Annotated in this window: 11 protein-coding genes; 2 read left to right on the top strand and 9 right to left on the bottom strand. The window is 46.0% G+C overall.

Annotated features, from left to right (window positions below):
• Positions 1-67 precede the first annotated feature (67 nt).
• From A1QO_RS17540 to A1QO_RS17530, 4 genes are all read right to left on the bottom strand, one after another.
• The gene (locus A1QO_RS17540; protein ID WP_017040997.1) at positions 68-1,375 is read right to left on the bottom strand and encodes a hypothetical protein; all 1,308 of its coding nucleotides are present in this window, start codon (positions 1,373-1,375) and stop codon (positions 68-70) included.
• A gap of 669 nt (positions 1,376-2,044) precedes the next feature.
• Positions 2,045-2,176 (bottom strand): hypothetical protein, encoded by a 132-nt coding sequence (locus tag A1QO_RS20645; protein ID WP_017040996.1) that lies wholly within the window; start codon positions 2,174-2,176, stop codon positions 2,045-2,047.
• A 120-nt stretch (positions 2,177-2,296) separates the two neighbouring features.
• Positions 2,297-2,761 carry a GNAT family N-acetyltransferase gene (locus A1QO_RS17535; RefSeq protein ID WP_017040995.1) on the bottom strand — a complete coding sequence of 155 codons (465 nt, stop codon included), beginning with the start codon at positions 2,759-2,761 and terminating at the stop codon, positions 2,297-2,299.
• Between the two features lie 79 nt (positions 2,762-2,840).
• Positions 2,841-3,767: a helix-turn-helix domain-containing protein gene (locus A1QO_RS17530; RefSeq protein ID WP_017040994.1), complete on the bottom strand. Its 927-nt coding sequence runs from the start codon at positions 3,765-3,767 to the stop codon at positions 2,841-2,843.
• Positions 3,768-4,506: 739 nt separating this feature from the next.
• Between A1QO_RS17530 and A1QO_RS17525 the strand changes: the two genes are divergently transcribed.
• Positions 4,507-5,346, top strand: coding sequence for a reverse transcriptase domain-containing protein (locus A1QO_RS17525; protein WP_017040993.1), 840 nt, complete (start codon positions 4,507-4,509; stop codon positions 5,344-5,346).
• Between the two features lie 96 nt (positions 5,347-5,442).
• Here A1QO_RS17525 and A1QO_RS17520 read toward each other — a convergent pair whose 3' ends face one another.
• Positions 5,443-7,275 (bottom strand): thrombospondin type 3 repeat-containing protein, encoded by a 1,833-nt coding sequence (locus A1QO_RS17520; RefSeq protein ID WP_017040992.1) that lies wholly within the window; start codon positions 7,273-7,275, stop codon positions 5,443-5,445.
• 12 nt (positions 7,276-7,287) lie between these two features.
• The gene (locus tag A1QO_RS17515; protein WP_017040991.1) at positions 7,288-8,436 is read right to left on the bottom strand and encodes an outer membrane beta-barrel protein; all 1,149 of its coding nucleotides are present in this window, start codon (positions 8,434-8,436) and stop codon (positions 7,288-7,290) included.
• 708 nt (positions 8,437-9,144) lie between these two features.
• On the opposite strand from A1QO_RS17515, the gene katG reads away from it, so the two are divergent.
• A complete protein-coding gene (katG, locus tag A1QO_RS17510) occupies positions 9,145-11,547 on the top strand; it encodes a catalase/peroxidase HPI (RefSeq protein WP_017040990.1) in 2,403 nt (800 codons plus the stop codon).
• A 243-nt stretch (positions 11,548-11,790) separates the two neighbouring features.
• On the opposite strand, the gene A1QO_RS17505 is transcribed toward katG, so the two are convergent.
• The 3 genes from A1QO_RS17505 to A1QO_RS17495 form a co-directional block, all read right to left on the bottom strand.
• A complete protein-coding gene (locus A1QO_RS17505) occupies positions 11,791-12,687 on the bottom strand; it encodes a LysR family transcriptional regulator (RefSeq protein WP_017040989.1) in 897 nt (298 codons plus the stop codon).
• A gap of 332 nt (positions 12,688-13,019) precedes the next feature.
• Complete coding sequence (locus A1QO_RS17500) at positions 13,020-16,535, bottom strand: hypothetical protein (protein ID WP_017040988.1); 3,516 nt, start codon at positions 16,533-16,535, stop codon at positions 13,020-13,022.
• Positions 16,536-16,809: 274 nt separating this feature from the next.
• Entirely contained in the window at positions 16,810-18,030 is a 1,221-nt protein-coding gene (locus A1QO_RS17495) for a DUF1552 domain-containing protein (RefSeq protein ID WP_017040576.1), read from the bottom strand.
• Positions 18,031-18,034: the final 4 nt, after the last annotated feature.

Raw genomic sequence — 18,034 nt, 5'->3', positions numbered from 1 at the left:
AGGATTACCTATAGATAATCCTAATATCTATTATATCATTTAGTTAAGCCGGCACGAAGTATTATCACTAATTACTAAACCTATTAAATACTTTAAGGTTATTATCGTTAGATCCAGACCAAGATTGTACAAATTCTGAATAATAGTTTCTTCCAGTTTTTGTCGTTGATATCGTGAACTTACCAGGGTTTCCATATTGATCTTCAAACACAACATATATATCGTTTCTATGATAAAACCCCTGTGAAACCCTACCGCCATAGTTAACATCAGTTCGGCTATTTAGCATTGGGCTACCAATTATTTCAGAGAAAACAATCGAGTTATTCGGGTTTAGGGAAGGAGAATCTAAACTGCATTCTCCTGGAATGTTAATCTTCCCGGATCTCGATACCCAAAGTAATAGAATCTTTAGGCTAGGGATAATGACACCCCTCTCTTTTCCATTTTCTGGAGCTGATAAAGCGTATAAAGCCGTATCAAAGTGCGGTGAAGTAAAAGAACTATAATGCGAATTTGACCCACCTCTTTTTCTAAACATAGCATGAGGGAACCAATTAAAATCAGATGCACTTATATTATCGGACTTTTTCGGAAATCTCATACTACCACCGCTTTCATCTTTTATTTCCGCATTCCAAATCTTTTTGCCACCCGACAATTTAAATTCATGATATATATGGTATACCGAACTCAAACCATTACATTCCAAAAAAGAATCATAAGCCGGAGTTATAGTGTGAGTAAGATTATCATAGCTATACTGCACCGGTTCTAGTACATCAATATTAAGCGATTCACCAATCCCACTTTCCTCACAAGTCGTTTGAAATCTGTATGTTTTACTCTCGTGGTTAACAAGGTTAATGCCTACACAAATCTGAATATCTTCAATATCCTTTCCTGATAGATAATAATCCTGATAGCCTCCCTCAATAATACTATTAGGGTCAATATCATGAGGGTAACTTCGAATAGATCTAGTATTTAAATTGTGTGAATAATCATTCTTTGGCCCAACGCTCCACATAGATAAGTTGGCTCCAGTGATTGACTCGCGAAGTTTTATACTATCTATTTCATAACCACTTTCCTCCTTAATCCTATAAGCGACACGAACCCCTACTTGCATTTTTCCATTGGCATAAATTACAGCGTTATTTGAATTACTTACACTATAAATAGCTATTTTTTCTAACGGATTAGTTACGGTTGACGTATCACGCTCATAGTTATCAGGTATATTATCCCCCGCTGAAAGAACAGAAGCATTTACACATATAAATCCCAATAAACATTGTATTACAACACCTAAAATTAACTGTGATTTCATATTATTCCCCTTAAATATCATATATTTAAATAAAATGGCCATTATTGTCCTATTAATGAATTATAAAACTGATAAAACAAAAATATTAAATCAATAAAATACAATCCTGATGAAAAAAAAGAGAATCAACAATGTAACAATAGTGTAACAACAATGTAACAATAGTGTAGCAATAAAAAACAAACACTACGTTTACTACCCAGTTAGAATAATAGGTGTGATGTGCACCTAAACGACTGAAAAAAAACAGAGTGTTTAAATTAGGATAATTTGTTCTGTGTAACTTATTGTTAACAATAATATAGGAAGAATCTACGGATGGTTCATTAGGCTATGGTGATGCTGTATAAATGGCAATGATTGAGGGGAAGGAATAACGACCTTGCTATATACTAAATTTTTACTGGCTATAGGTGGGATGTAAGTATCGCTTAATCGAATCAAGAAATACAAACACCTATTTTAAACATAGAAAGTTAGGAAAAACGAAAGTTAGGAAAAACAAAATTAATTGGCGGATTACATATAACTCGTTAGCTATCTCTACTCACTAACGCTGCCTAGCGCGTTAGCATAGTATGCAAAGCTTCGCTGGCTGCTTACGCATAAGGCCCTACCCTACTTGGGATCTGACTGTGGGGTAAATCTCTGGCCCGAGTATCCCGACTCCGGCAGGTTTCATGTGCTCTAATTGAACGTCATGCACACAAACTAAAGATGAATAACGCTATCAATAACCGCACTTGCCATTACCAGGCCATGTTTTGTCTCGCCTTTTTCGATGATACCGAGCACTATCGCGCCATCGATATTCACCTGTGAAAGCTCTCTTGAAAGGGCCAATGGCACCTCCATAGCGACAGCGACTCAGATTTCACTGATTATGGCCATGTGATTCTTTTTCGCGTTTTCACGCACTTCATCAAGTATATTGACCGCATGATTTTTATGACAACGACTGATTCAATACCTTGATAGTGTATTACTTCTACAAGGTGAACTATTTACCTTTCGCCAAACACTCATATACAGCACATCTTCTGATTGAAATTTGAAATCGAACTTTTCATATAAAGAGGCTAACTCTTTATCACTCATTATTCCGATAAACGCACCTGACCCTTCTTTTTCCATTTTATTGATATTGGACATAATAGTTTCCATTATTTTTCGTCCGACACCTTGATTTTGGTATTTAGGGCTAACGATAATATCTTGAACATAAAAGTACAAAGCACCATCGCCAACGACTCGGCCTATACCGATAAGTTCATCTTCATAAAGAGCGCAAATTGAAAGTAAAGAATTCTTCAACGCCAAATTAGCTCGATATTTTTCTATCGATTCCCAGCCAACAGATTGCCTCAATAAATTATACTGATTGACTGTTGGCTCTCTCAGTACGAGTCTTAACTGGTTCTTATTCATAATACTTTCCGGTTATAGATACGACCAATGCTCACCTAGGTTAATGTACGCAGCGGTTAATATACGCAGCTTGTTTTCCTTAAACAGGCAAGCACTCTAAGTCAACATCTTCCTCTTTCAAGAGGTTCAGGTATGTCTCAGACACCATATTGATCATTTTCTTTTTAGGGTTCATCTTATGGTATGAAATATAAACAGGGAGCTCTAACGTACCTATTTTGTCTATCTTTTTTAAATCAACACCCGAATTAACAAATTTTCTAATCGACGCTTTGTTTAGAAGGACAATGAGCGGCAATTCTTTTGCCACTTTTAGTAAGCTATCAATATCGGGAAGAATTAACCTAGGTAGAGATTTCACTGTACATTCGCTATCACAGCACTGATCAATAAAATCAACAATGAAATTATCATTACTCGTATTGCCTAGACCAAGCATGGCCAAGTATTCTATTTTGTTATTATCATTGTTGATTTGATAAAATGAATACTCATCAATATACAGTTGCTTGTTTTCCACAGCGATAGAGTCAAATTTGTAATACGACAACACAATGTCTAGATCACACGCTCGAAGTTGACTGTACATTTCCCGCTCATTAAAATACTCACTCGTTATTGTGACTGACAAGACTCTCCCTGAATCTTTTCTGTAGTCATAATAATTCGAGATAATTTCACCACTTAGATTCATTTTTATTTGAGGTAATACACAGGCTTTGATGCTTTCATGGTTCATATATTCATTCAATTGATGAGATAAATTAATGAGCATCGAGTTTGTATCAACCTCATGATACAGGCGCCCGCCTTCTCGTGTGGGCTTAAATTCGTTTTTATCCGAATAAAATAGTTTCTTTTTAACAATGGTCTCTAGATCATTCAGTGACCGAGACAATCGACACAATGGTATGCCCGTCTTAAGTGCAGCGGCTCGCAGGCCATCGTAACGGTAGATCGCTTCAAAGTGGATTAATAATTCCGATAAATTCGATATATTCTTCATATAGTTGCCACCCTAATTTGACACGATATATTTACACTAATTTGACATCGCTTCCAAAATAGTATTTATTTGATGCTTGATTTGTATTAGTATTCGATTACTTAGCTATATTGACCAAAAAAACAATAGCCACAAGTAAACACGATGTTTCATCATCAACCCTTTCTAATTTGGCACTATCTATATTAATTGATAATTAAACGTTTATAATTGATTAGTTTCATTCGATTTATATAGGCCATTTATCTATTCCCTTGTGTTATAAGTTATATCCATATTCTCGATTAAAATGGCTATATTTCCTTCTGGCAGCGATTTATAGAGCATGCCTCTACCGGTCATATACCGTGTGCTCACAGCCATGAGATGTGAGAAATAACGCATGACAAAAGAGCTCGTGCTGATCATCAAGCGGGTGTGTGAATTGGATATGAGGTAAGGATAGATCTCAAAGAAAGGGGGCGGGAGATTCACTAGCGAATTTGCGGCTAGCGAATTTGCGGTTAGCGTATCTTACGCCGTCGCGAGTCACCATTCACTGAGCGAACACGAGCCCATTCGTTGGGGGGGGTGAATATGGTCACTGAGCAAACCCTACCAACAGGCCTACCTATGGGTGTGCCACCAACGCAGGCACCACCCGCCTAACGCTGATATCTGGCATTTCAGATTCAACGCCCAACAGGAATTACTGTCACTACAGCCACAATTGCATTCTGGGCTGTATCGGTTGTCGCCCATGCAGCGCATCACAAAGACAGATGGCTCTGAGGCGGTTGTATGGTCGTCGCGTGATGCTATAGTGCTTAAGCTGCTCGCCTTGGCGCTGCGACCTGTTTTGCCCTGCCACAAAAGCTGTATGCATGTGAAAGGCCACGGTGGGGCGAAGCAATCGGTGGCCACGTTGCATCGCAAACTTCAACAGGGCCAGTACCGTTTTGTGTGCCGTACCGACATTAAAGGCTATTACGCCAATATTCAAAAAATACCCCTCCTTGATCAGCTCGCTGAGTATGTGCATTGCCCAAACCTGTTGAACTTGCTCGGCCAGTTTTTACATTACAGTGTCGAATTTGGTGGCACGTTTCATACTCCGTTGAACGGCATTCCGAGAAGCTGTGCGCTTAGCCCACTGTTGGCCGGATTTCAACTGTATACGGTAGATAAAACGTTAAGTGATTGGTGCCGTCGATCGGGTAACCATTATGTGCGATTTATGGATGATTTTGTCATTCTTACTCGCACCCATGGGCAACTGCGTACCGCAGTGCGCCGGCTGAATCAATTTTTCAACCTGTTTGGTTTCGCCCAGCACCCAGACAAAACGTTTATTGGTCGGGTCGAGAAGGGGTTTGATTGGCTTGGCTACCTAGTGAACGAAAAAGGGCTCTGCGGCGTGGCGCCGAGAGCCCTGTCAAATTTCGCTGCAAAATGCCGCCTGTGTTACGCACTGGCCCGACAGCAAGGCAAGAGTCACGCTCAAGCCTGCGAGCGGGTGGCGGCCTATTGCACGCGTTGGCGCCGATGGGGATTAGCGGGTCTTACCAATATTACCATGAAGGCAAATGGCAAGACCTAGACCCCAATTAATACCGCTAACGCGATGGTGCATTCGGGAACGGCTGACCACCATCAGACAACGAAATAATTAGCAAAACCGGGCACCAACCGAAATCTACCCAGGGTAGGCACAGGCTAACGCGATCTTAAGAAAATTCTTCGACCTTGTCTCTATCACATTCGCCTCTCCCCCTACCCACCCACTTACAGTCCAACGTCCACCATCACTTCCTATTTCGCCCCATATATACCACGCGTCTTTCCTTACGATCGTATTGCTTACCGTCTGCACATAACCTAAGCCACGACGATACGGCTCACTCATCTCGGTGTTGCCATCCATCCAATCTGCCAACGTATTCAATTGACCCACATCCATCAACCCACCCGACGTGGCGGCGCAATACGCTTCTGCGTCATCCCACGTATAATATGCATAATCGCCTGCAGCCGTATACCCTATCTCAATCCCGTTTTCGAGGCTCTCCGCCATCGAAACCGTCACCAAAGGCCCGATTGACAACGTGTCACTTATCTTCGTAATCTCAAATGCATATCCTTCAATCCTAACGGTTATGCTACCTTCGCCCCCTTCAAGGCTACCTGCCCCTGTCCAACTGATCGATATGCTGACGCCGTCTTCACCAACGGCCGCATTGTCCACACCTGATGTATCCAACTCACCGGTCACCGGATCAATCGTCACACCTAGGTCCATCGCTGCCTGGTCTATACTCCACGTGCCCGTCGATGCATCCGACGGCGCTAGAATCTCACTACCGTCGGCCAGGGTGACCGTGGTTTGGGCTTGAATACTATCACCAATATTAATCTCGCTACCCTCTAACGGTGCTCCGTCTTTTAACAGCGCCACCTCAGAGCTTGACACCTCTGCCAGTGTCACAGTGAACGTTTTTTCCTGCGGAGTTTGGTGTTTAAACCAGCCCTCTTCGGTAAACGTTGCCTGCATGGTCAGTGGCTCATCAACATAATCCATCACCTCGGCAGACTCTGGTATAGTCACATGGCCTTCACTGGTTGGGGTTAACCCTACAACACTATCGCCATTCGCATCAACGATGCCCCAGCTGACATGATCCGCATCGGGCACATCCAACGTGGTGAAGGTGTCTGAATACCCTTGCGCCTGGTAATCAATGCTTGCTTGCAACCCAAGACCGGGCTTAACCACACTGTTACTCAGAACCAACTCGACCGATTGTACGTTTTCTGACGATATCGGGTTATTCGGGTCGTTGTCATCCCACCCTTCTAGCCATTCTTGCCCCGCTGGGAAGCCATCGCCATCGCTATCGTTGTGGCCATTTTCAACGGGGTTGTTCGCGTCGTTGTCATCCCACCCTTCTAGCTCTTCTCGGCCGTTTTTAATGCCGTCACCATCGCTGTCTTGATCGCCACCGTCGGTTGGGTTGTTGGCGTCGTTGTCGTCCCAGCCCTCTACCTCTTCCTGGCCATTTTTAAGGCCATCGCCATCGCTGTCTTGGTTGCCATCTTGCACGGGATTGTTGGCATCGTTTTTGTCCCAGCCCTCTATTTCTTCCAGGCCATCTTTAATGCCATCACCGTCGGTGTCGTTAGCGCCCCCTTGCACTGGGTCATTCGGGTCGGTTTTGTCCCAACCTTCCGTCACTTCTTGGCCGTCTTTAATGCCATCGCCGTCGGTGTCTTTATCGCCCCCTTGTACTGGGTCATTCGGATCATTCGGGTTGGTTCCGTTGAGGAGTTCATCCGCATCAGAGATACCATCATTGTCATCGTCACACGCAATAGAAAAACCTGGGCTGACTTCACACATTTGGCTGTCACCAGCGAGCGTTGTTTGGGAAGGTAAACCTTCATCGCCTTTGTCACCACAGGCGCTCAGTAGCAGCGCCGCCATTAACGGCGCCACCATTTTCATTCGTTGTTTATTGGTTATTGTCATCATTATGGTGTTCCTTTATTGTTCTTTCTGTTCAATGATTGTGCTTTGTGTCGTCACTTCTGGTGACACGATTTCGACTCGGCGGTTGTGGGCTCGACCACCCGCGGTGTCATTCGATGCGATCGGGTTGAGCTCCCCGACACCTTTCACCGTCATGCGCTGACGAGATACCCCTTGAGACGCTAGGTAATCCGCCACTTTTTGTGCACGGACTTCCGAGAGCGACAGGTTGTAATTGGCGTCGCCCAGGCTGTCGGTGTGACCAATGATCTGCACCGTTGTTTCTGGGTAGCGTTGCAAGCGTTCAAGTACATGCAGCAGTTGTACTTTCAGCTCGGCGGACATCTCGGTACTGTTGCTTTCAAACAGCGCTTCATTACTTGACCCACTCAGCACTTGCGTGAACGTTTCAATAACCTGGGGGGCCACGGCGACGGCTGCTATCTTTTCTTGCATCATGTCTTCTTGCATCATGTCTTTGGCCTTTTCTTCCCTATCCGTCATTGGCTCGCTCGCTCGGGCTTCAACAGGCGATGGCGACGTTGAATGGTTCGACGCGCCTCCAAAACGGTAATCCAGCCCCAAGCTAACAACATGCACATCAGATGAGCCGGTTGAATCATCCCCCACGCTTTCGATGTATTGGTATTCCAAGCGGGTGCTCAAACTGGGTGACAAACGGTACTCCAACCCGGTGCCCAGCATGAGTGATGCTCCAGAGCCGCTCTCATTGATTGACCCTTTTATCGGCTCGTTAGCGTCGTTGTCTACCTGCCACAGCATTGTTCCGCCTTTACCAAATAGAGCCAGTCGCTCTGTTAGGGCGTAATCCGCTTTTAGGCCCAATTCGAACCCCTGCACGGTGCTTTCATAATCAACCTGGCTGTTAGGTTGGTCTATCGCTGGGTAGGTTGCGGTTGGCCCACCTAGGTAGTCATAACCGCCTTCTAACGCCAGCCATTTGTTGATCTGATAACCGCCATACAAACCCAGGGCTTCAGTGGCATCTTCACAATCGACACTGTTGCCGTCGCATGGCTCACCAAAAATAGAGCCTCCTGCTTTACCGCCCAGGTAAAACTCGCCCTCTTCATGAATGCCGCCTGCCGAGGCGCCTGTAGAAAGCAATAAGCTGATGACGATGGCTATTTTTTGTATTTTCATTTTCTAAGACTCCTAGTCATTAACTATGATGTTCCGTTTAATTAATGGTTACTTTGTCAATGGTTACTTTTTTATGGATGGCCATGTTAATAGATGACCAAGTTAATAGATGACCAAGGGAGCGCACCAAGGTCGTTCATGTTTTGACGTTCACTTGACCTTTCAGCAGTGAGACCTGACTTCAAGAGGGACCGTTTTCTTCGTGTAGAAACTAGACCTACTAGACCTAGTAGCTAGACCTTGAAGCTAGACCTTTACGTCACGCCTTGAAATCACGCCCGCTCTCACTGAGTTGGAGCGATTCTTACAGCCGAGGCACAGCGAGACAATGAAACGGCTCGTTTCATGATTAGAAAGGGAACTTTGGGATGAATTTGTCTCTAATTGAGCGAAGAAAATGGATGAGAAATATCGCAAAATAAATAATAAAAACTTTATAAAACAATTAATTAAACCAGACGACAGGTAGTCACAAAGACATCAACGACCTAATTTACAAAAACAACAGTAGCGATATTTCAACAAACTAACCGTCGATTAAGTGCCTGTCTTTTTATGAATCATAGTGATTACGTTATAAGCAGAAAAATTGGGGTACAGTTCCGAATATGCAGTCTGATGACCACGCACATTGATAACACATATCTTATTGATAACTCATAACACGTTGATAATCCATAACCTGTCATATCCAGGAGAAAGTGCTCCATGAATACTTCAGAAAAATTAACCCGTTCTACTAACCCCATTCTTATCCCTTTAACTGCTTTGGCCATTTTGATCACTTTGGTCGCGGTGGTTTTTTGGGCCACGGTACTGTTTGCCGCTCCAGTGGCGGCACCTAAGGGCGATATTACTAAAAATAAATTGGGGTCTGCAGACGCCTCATATAGCAATAATGAGGGAAAGTCAGCATCACACTCACAGGCTAAACACGCCAAATCCAATCAATTTTGGTGGCCAGATCAGCTTGATCTGTCACCACTTCGTGACCATGATTTACGATCTAATCCGTTAGGGGAAGATTTTGATTATAAGCTAGCGTTTAGCGACATTGATTTGGTGGCTTTGAAAAAGGATATTAATGCAACCCTGACCGATTCTCAGCAATGGTGGCCAGCAGACTGGGGGAACTATGGTCCGTTTTTCATTCGTATGGCTTGGCACTCGGCAGGCACGTACCGCACGCTTGACGGACGAGGCGGCGCAAGTGGCGCACAGCAACGATTTGCACCACTGAACAGTTGGCCTGACAATGCGAGCCTAGATAAAGCAAGGCGCTTGTTGTGGCCGGTGAAGAAAAAGTACGGTGAAAGTATTTCCTGGGGCGATTTGATTGTGCTCGCTGGTAATGTTTCTTTAGAGAATATGGGCTTTACCCCTTACGGGTTTGCCGCAGGGCGCACCGATGATTGGGAGCCTGATACTGTTTATTGGGGGCCTGAATTAGAAATGCTCGCAAGTGATAGGCGCAATGAGAAAGGTGAGTTAATAAAACCATTAGCCGCCGCCCATATGGGCCTGATATATGTTAACCCGGAAGGGCCTAATGGGGTTCCGGATCCTCTCGCTTCTGCTAAAAGCATACGTGAGGCTTTTGGCCGTATGTCGATGAATGATGAAGAAACTATGGCGCTTGTGGCGGGTGGACATACCTTTGGTAAGATGCATGGCGCTCACAAATCATCGGAGTGTTTGGGCGCAGAACCCGAAGCCGCCTCCATAGAACAGCAAGGGCTAGGCTGGCAAAATAAATGCGGCAAAGGCCACTCGGAAGATACGATCACCAGTGGGCTGGAAGGTGCGTGGACGCAAGCCCCAACAAGCTGGACATCGCTGTACCTTCAAAACTTGCTGAACTTTGAATGGGAGCAGGTGCATAGCCCCGCAGGCGCGATTCAGTGGGTGCCAACAGATGAATCGTTGCATGAATCGGTTCCTGACGCACACGTAAAGGGGAAGTTTAATCCTCCTGTGATGACGACGGCTGATTTAGCATTTAAGTTCGACCCTGAATACAAAAAGATCGCAGAGCACTTTTTAGCCGACCCAGATGCGTATCGCCTTTCATTCGCTAAGGCTTGGTTTAAGCTTACCCATCGAGATATGGGCCCACGCAGTCACTACTTGGGTGATGATTTTCCTGACGAAGCGTTTATTTGGCAAGATCCAATTGCAACACCCGATTACACATTGGTAAACGACAAAGATATTGCTGATTTGAAGCAAAGCGTGCTTGGCTCTGAATTAACGGTGCCTGAATTGATAAATGTTGCCTGGGGATCGGCTTCGTCTTACCGCGATTCGGATAGGCGCGGAGGAGCCAATGGTGCTCGTATTGCTCTAGAACCGCAAAAGAATTGGGCGGTGAATAACCCTGAACAACTCAAGCGTGTGATCACGGAGCTAAAATCCATTCAGTCCGCTTTTAACCAGTCAGCGGGTAACCAACCCACTAAGGGCAATAAACAGGTGTCGCTTGCGGATCTGATTGTTTTAGGTGGCGCTGTGGCAATTGAGAAAGCCGCTGAAGAGGCTGGCGTTAACGTCACCGTCCCCTTTACCCCAGGGCGAGCCGATGCAACACAACAAAACACAGATGTGGCTTCTTTTGCTGTGCTTGAACCGCATGCTGATGGCTTCCGTAATTTTTATGAAGGCAATTTTTATCAAAAAAGCGATGATCAGAGTGGCTATTCGCTGTCTCCGGTTGAGGCGTTGGTCGACAAAGCGGATCAACTGACGTTAACCATCCCAGAAATGACGGTGCTTATCGGAGGAATGCGCGCACTGAATACGAATACAGATCGTAGCTCTCATGGTGTGTTTACCGACCAGCCGGGTACGCTCAATAATGATTATTTTGTGCATTTGTTGGATATGTCCATTCAGTGGCGAAAAGCGAAATCAGAAGGCATATACGAGGGTGTTGAGCTGAAAACAGGTAAGGTGAAATACACGGCAACACCGGTGGATTTGATCTTTGGTTCAAACTCAGAGCTCAGAGCCGTTGCAGAAGTGTACGCTTTTGATAACGCAAAAAATCGTTTTGTTACCGATTTTGTTCAGGCTTGGGTTAAGGTCATGCAGCTTGATCTTGAGCGCCATTAATTCATTTAGGCAAGACTAAACTGAAGAGGTTCGGTTTCAGAGAGTGAGTGATCTGTTTGTTTGGTTACAAAAAATCACTCACTCTCTTGTAAACAATCGCTTCTAATAAACAATCGCATCTAATAAACAATCGCGTCTAATAAACAATCGCGTCTAATATAAAATAGCGTCTAATTATAATAGCGTCTAATTAAAATAGCGTCTTATCGCTTTTTCATCCCTCGAGGACACTTGGATCCCAGATCACTTCATCTTTAATTCTCTATTCGGAATCATCTGGTCGCTGTTTTTAAAGTTTTCATAAAACCACTTTACTACCGGCTTGTTGTGTAAGGCCGCTTTTGTGGTAACAAAATATATGTTGGCCGTCATGAATGGACTTTCATCATAGACATAGTGTTTTTCTAAGTTAGGAAGGATATCCGTTCGGCAGATACCGATAAAAGGGGTCTCTTTCACCACCTGAAAATAGTTCGTCGCGTTTTGAGTGACAAATCCAACCTGTTTTTCCGGTGTCACGCCAAAATGCTGGTGAAAATAATCGCCCGTTTGCCCCAGCCAAGAATATTTAGCGAACTTGGTTTTTTCGTCTATGTCATTCACGCTGATGGAGTCGTGATACTTCTTAGACGCAATCAGTGAGACGTTGAACTCGCCGATATGCTCTGAAATAAAGCTATTGGCTTTATTGGGGTAGCCATCCAACATAAAATCCAGTTCGCCATTCACCAGTGCGGTATAGGCTTCGTCATAAGAGCCGTATCTGTGCGCTTCGTTAATGACGAGAGCAACATCAAACTCTTGATTGTATTCCACCAGTTTTTCAACCAAATTCGAGGAGGATAGCTGTGGTGGGATAAGCACGTTAACGCAGTGACTGTCGGATTTAAACAGGTTATAAGTGCTCACAAGTTCTGTATTAGTCACGGTTAATCGTTCGTAAAGCGTATGGGCATAAACCGTCGGACGAAATTCGCCTTTGACGTTGATAAACAACTGAACTTCGCTGTCTTCTTCCAGTTCATTGATTGCCCTAGAAATGGTGGCTATCGACATACCCAGGTTTGCCGAGGCATCACGATAGTTTCCCTGAGAGTACACTTCACTAAAGATAATAATATTTTTTAACTGCTTACTCATCTTGCCCTGTCTTATTGTTAGATAGATCAACAAGAGTATAGCGTAGATAAATAAAAAGGTATTATTAGGTAAGTCAGGCTTTTACATTGTTCATACTATAGTTTAGGGGCTTAATTTAGGATCTTTGTCGATGGATCTCGGTGTGCGTTCACCGCCTAGCACTTAGGAAGTCAACGCACAGCGCATGACAATATCTTTTAAGACAACAATCATTCTTAAGTAACAATCACTCTCAAGTAACCATCACTCTCAAGTAACCATTATTCTTTAATAACAATCATTCCTAAATAACGATTATTTGCAAATAACGATGAGTTGCAAATAACAATGGCCTATTCGACCTTTATGTTGCCAGCAAGCGACGGGCCGTTGATGTTGGCACTGTTTGAAGGTGTCACTAACAGCGTGTAAATCCCTATTTCACTCAACGTAAAATTGGGAATAACGCCGCCGCTCGCCTTTCCTTTTAATAGCACTGACCCATTGGGCGTTTTCCATTGGTACAACACTTTTTCCCCAGGAGCGCCTTGGTTTTGATCCCAGGTATACGTAGCCCCAACGCTCTCTCCTGGTTGGATCGCTGATTTAGACATATCAAACTGTGTCAATGTCGGCACGTTCTTGACCAATGGGTCGCTGCCTTGGTTGTATTCGTCGAGGTTGGACACCCCATCCCCGTCAGCATCCCCAGCGGCATCAGAACCAGGGTTTACATCTGGGTCGGCACCATTGGGAATACCATCGCCATCGGAATCTTCATTGCCTTGTATAATCGGGCTGTTAGGGTCGGCGGGATCGCTGCCTTGCTGATACTCCGCCTCGTTTTGAATGCCATCACCATCAAAATCTCCCGATGCATTGTAGTCGGTATCCGCACCATTGACCGTACCGTCGCCATCCAGATCTTGATTTCCTGCGTAAAGTGGGATGTTTGGATCGGTCGGGTTCCCATCATTTTGATACTCGGTTTGGTTACTTTGACCATCACTGTCCTCATCGCTAGAAGGGCTGTAATCGTCGTCGATGCCATTGGGGTCGCCATCGTCATCTAAATCTTCGTTTCCCGCGAATACCGGGTTATTGGCATCTGCCGGGTCGGAGCCTGCGCCGTATTCTTCGCCATTGCTAAAGCCATCGCCATCGCCATCGTTAGTGGGAAGGTAATCTTCATCAACACCATTGGGGATACCGTCTGCGTCGAGGTCTTCGTTCCCTGCATAAACGGGGTCGTTCGGGTTGGTTGGGTCACTGCCTTCGATATATTCCTGTTCATTAGTGAGGCCATCACCGTCTTGATCGGCATTCGGATCGTAATGTTCATCCACTCCGTTGGGGATGGTATCACCGTCCACATCGCTATTACCTGCATAAATCGGGGAGTTGCCATCCAGTGGGTCACTGCCCGCGGTGGTTTCCTCGCCATTGGTTAAACCGTCGCCGTCTGCGTCGGCGCTGGCGCTGTAATCTGGATCAATCCCATTGGGTATGCCGTCGTTGTCGTTGTCTCCATTTCCACCCACCACCGGGTCGTTACCATTTGATGGATCTGTTCCATCGGTGTATTCGGCTTCGTTCGTTAGGCCATCCCCATCGGTATCGTGGGCTGGGGTGTAGTCTGGGTCAATGCCGTTAGGTTCTCCATCGTTGTCCAAATCTTGCGCGCCCCCAACGATTGGGTCATTGGGATCAGCTGGGTTGCTGCCTGACTGGTATTCCTCTTCGTTCATTAGGCCATCGCCATCGAAATCACCGCTGGCTTGGTAGTCTTCGTCGATGCCATTCACCGCTCCGTCGCCGTCTAAATCTCGGTCACCGGCATAGATTGGGTCGTTTGCATCTGAAGGGGTCGTACCCGATGTATATTCGTCTTCGTTGCTTAGGCCATCGCCATCACTGTCATTGCCCGGGGCGTAGTCTGGGTCGGTGCCGTTAACGGCCCCATCACCATCTAGGTCTTGGTCACCAAAGGGAACCGGATCGTTTGGGTTGGCTGGGTTAGTACCTTGGCCGTATTCGTGTTCATTGCTGATGCCATCGTTATCAGCATCACCACTCGCGCTGTAATCGGAATCGATTCCATTAACGGTGTCGTCACCATCGAGATCTTGGTCCCCACCCACTAACGGGTCGTTTGGGTTACTCGGGTTGGTGCCTGAACCGTATTCTGTGTCGTTACTGTGTCCATCGCTGTCGTCGTCGGCATCCGCCTGGTAGTCAGGATCGACACCATTAGCGATCCCATCGCCATCGATGTCTTGAGCGCCGCCCATAACGGGATCATTGGGGTTGACCGGATCCGTGCCCGACATGTTTTCTGCGCCATTGGTTTGGCCGTCACCATCACTGTCGGCGGCGGGGTTATAATCTGGGTCGGCGCCATTTGGGGTACCATCTTTGTCGTCATCTTGCGCGCCACCCGCGATAGGGCTGTTGGGATCGGTGGGATCGGATCCATCACGATATTCAGTTTCGTTTGAATAGCCATCGCCATCAAAGTCGTGATCACCGTGATAATCAGCGTCGGTGCCATTGACGATGCCATCACTATCAATATCCTGCTCGCCCGCAAATACGGGGTGGTTGGAATTAACGGGGTCTGATCCATCTCGGTATTCAACCCAGTTACTGAGGCCATCACCATCGGCATCGGCATTGGCGTTGTAATCCACATCCACGCCATTAACGACACCATTACCATCTAGGTCCTGATCGCCCGCCAGAACAGGGACGTTCGGGTTTAGGGGATTATTCGTCTCAATATATTCCAGCTCGTTGCTATGCCCGTCGCCATCAGCATCCCCCTCGGGTTCATAATCAGTGTCGGCACCATTTGGAGTACCATCACCGTCCAGGTCGCTGTCACCTCCTGCCACAGGGTCGTTAGCGTCGTTCGGGTCTGTGTTGTTTTGATATTCAGAGCCATTGGTAAGGCCATCTCTATCGGCATCTCCCAGCTCAGAATAGTCAGGATCTCGACCGTTTTTAATACCATCTCCATCTAAATCTCCATGTCCACCCATCACTGGGTTATGTGAATCGTTGGCATTAAATCCATTTTCTACTTCTTCGTTGTCTGTCCAGCCATCCCCATCAGTATCGACCTGTAAGTTGTAATCGGGATCAGCGCCATTCGGTGTGCCATCGCTATCATGATCCATGTTGCCACCCGCAATGGGGCTATTTGCATCAAGAGGATCGCTTCCCTGCCCATATTCTGTTTCGTTGGTGAGGCCGTCGTTATCCGTATCGCCGTCGGGGTTATAGTCTGAGTCAGCCCCATTTGTGACGCCGTCACCGTCTAGGTCGTGCCCACCGCCTATAAGCGGATCGTTGGGGTTAAGTGGGTCGCTGCCATTTTCATATTCATGGCCGTTGGATACTCCATCGTTGTCTTCATCGTTATTTGGCAAGTAGTCTGCGTCACTGCCATTGGGTATGTCATCGCCATCATGGTCTTCTCCGCCACCTGGCAGCGGGTCGTTGGGGTCGAGTGGGTTAGACCCGTTTTCGTATTCGTTGCCGTCAGTCACACCGTCGTTGTCACTGTCGAGTTCTGGTGAGTAGTCTGGATCAACGCCATTCTGGTTTCCGTCTCCATCATGATCAGAGTCTCCACCTTGAATAGGGTCATTGGCGTCGTTTGGGTTGGTTCCGTTTGAAATTTCATTGGAATTACTTTCGCCATCACCATCGCTGTCTGCATAAGCATCGTTGTCTGAATAAGCATCGTTGTCTGAATAAGCATCTGGAGTACTTTGTTGCTGGGTAGGCAACCCTTTATTGCTCTCTGTGCCACAGGCGGTTAATAGCAACAATGCCATCAATGGGGACAGTAATCGTGGGCGCATTCTTTGTGTTTCCTTCATTATTTATTAGGCGGAATTTTCGCAGGCCGATAACGCTAAAGCGATGAAACAACGCGTTACTCTGGATAGATGTGAGCCGAATGTGAGGGAAAAATGTGAGGAAAAAAAGTGGGCATGTCGTTATGACATGCCCACTTTATGGTTGGTTATATTAGAGCTAGAGGTTTCAGAGCTCGCTTTTTCAGTGCTAGACTTGAGTTCTCTTACGATACCTAACGTATTGTTGTTTAGTTACTTTCCTCCTACCTTATTGGTTTCAAACAAACAAATCGTTGATCACCGGGCTTTGATACGGGGTTTGCACTCCATACGCAGAAGCCATTGATGACAATACCTGGCCTATTGCCCCAACGTTACGGATGATCCGTCCGCCGTTTTGGGTGACTAGCTTGGAATTTTTTCCGCCAATCAACATGCAAGGCAAGTCGTTTGAGCTATGGGCTTGTCCGTCGTCCATTTCTGAGGTGACATAAATGATGCAATCATCATAGACGCCCATCAATTTTAAGTGTTCAATCAACCGAGTCACTTTACTCACATACCACTGCCTGTGTGCAATGTAGGTTTGCTTCAGGCTAGCAGAACCATAATGCGAGGCGGAATGTGGCGGCGTAGTACTGACGGTTTCCACGACCTTGGAATCGTTCGATGTGCCCAGCTGCAACGACACGATATTGGTTTTACCACACGATAACGCCATGGCGGCGTTGGCAACCTGCAAATCTGCGGTTTTGTCTCGGCCATAACTGTCACTCATGTACAAACTGGTCGAGCATTGCCCTGTGTCCGTTAGGGCGTTTTCTAACTCTTGCTTGGTTTGTGTTGTCGCCTGGCTGTAGGTATCTAGCTTACGTTGTTCAAGCCCTCCTAGGTTGTCGCTTAAATGAGCCACGTCTTCTAAGTAACTGCTCAATAACGCAAGCTTACGTTGTTCGACTGGGTCTTGATTTCCTTCCTGTGAGCCATAAAGCTCTGAAAATATGGCATTAGGATCATCGTTATGCACTAAACCGCTGCCATTAACCGAACGGCTGGTCACTAACCCACCGTGCCCCCAGTATTTGGTGTCGACACCCAGGCGCAGTGCTCGTTTGGGCATGCCTTGTGCGTAAACCGATTCAAAATGCACATCAATCGAGCCTTGGCCGCTTTCTTCTTGCCATACGCCATTGTAACCACTGTGCCCTGTGCCGCCTTCGCTTCGGCATCCGGCTAAAAACACGATGTCGTTTTTATACGCTTCTAGCCCCTCAGTACAGGCGTTCATTGTCAGCCCGCCTGAATTGCCAGTCGGATGCCAAGTTCCCCTTGGGTAGCCATCGGAAAAATTGACAAAGATGAATTTGCTTGCATTACCACTCGCACTGCCATTAGAAGCAAAAGATTGGGTAGAGAATTTCGCTAACCCTACCCCCATTCCTGCAAAGACAGAGGCTTTTAGAAATGAACGTCTTGATACCGTCGTTAATTTAGTCATTTTA

This window comes from Vibrio genomosp. F10 str. ZF-129, from assembly GCF_000287055.2.
Lineage (GTDB): Bacteria > Pseudomonadota > Gammaproteobacteria > Enterobacterales > Vibrionaceae > Vibrio.
This window is presented reverse-complemented; position numbering and strand designations above follow the sequence as displayed.

Coding starts and splice junctions, on each gene's coding strand:
- A1QO_RS17540 (WP_017040997.1), bottom strand. CDS start 1,375: ATGGCCATTTTATTTAAATATATGATATTTAAGGGGAATAATATGAAA.
- A1QO_RS17535 (WP_017040995.1), bottom strand. CDS start 2,761: ATGAATAAGAACCAGTTAAGACTCGTACTGAGAGAGCCAACAGTCAAT.
- A1QO_RS17530 (WP_017040994.1), bottom strand. CDS start 3,767: ATGAAGAATATATCGAATTTATCGGAATTATTAATCCACTTTGAAGCG.
- A1QO_RS17525 (WP_017040993.1), top strand. CDS start 4,507: ATGCAGCGCATCACAAAGACAGATGGCTCTGAGGCGGTTGTATGGTCG.
- A1QO_RS17520 (WP_017040992.1), bottom strand. CDS start 7,275: ATGATGACAATAACCAATAAACAACGAATGAAAATGGTGGCGCCGTTA.
- A1QO_RS17515 (WP_017040991.1), bottom strand. CDS start 8,436: ATGAAAATACAAAAAATAGCCATCGTCATCAGCTTATTGCTTTCTACA.
- katG (WP_017040990.1), top strand. CDS start 9,145: ATGAATACTTCAGAAAAATTAACCCGTTCTACTAACCCCATTCTTATC.
- A1QO_RS17505 (WP_017040989.1), bottom strand. CDS start 12,687: ATGAGTAAGCAGTTAAAAAATATTATTATCTTTAGTGAAGTGTACTCT.
- A1QO_RS17500 (WP_017040988.1), bottom strand. CDS start 16,535: ATGCGCCCACGATTACTGTCCCCATTGATGGCATTGTTGCTATTAACC.
- A1QO_RS17495 (WP_017040576.1), bottom strand. CDS start 18,030: ATGACTAAATTAACGACGGTATCAAGACGTTCATTTCTAAAAGCCTCT.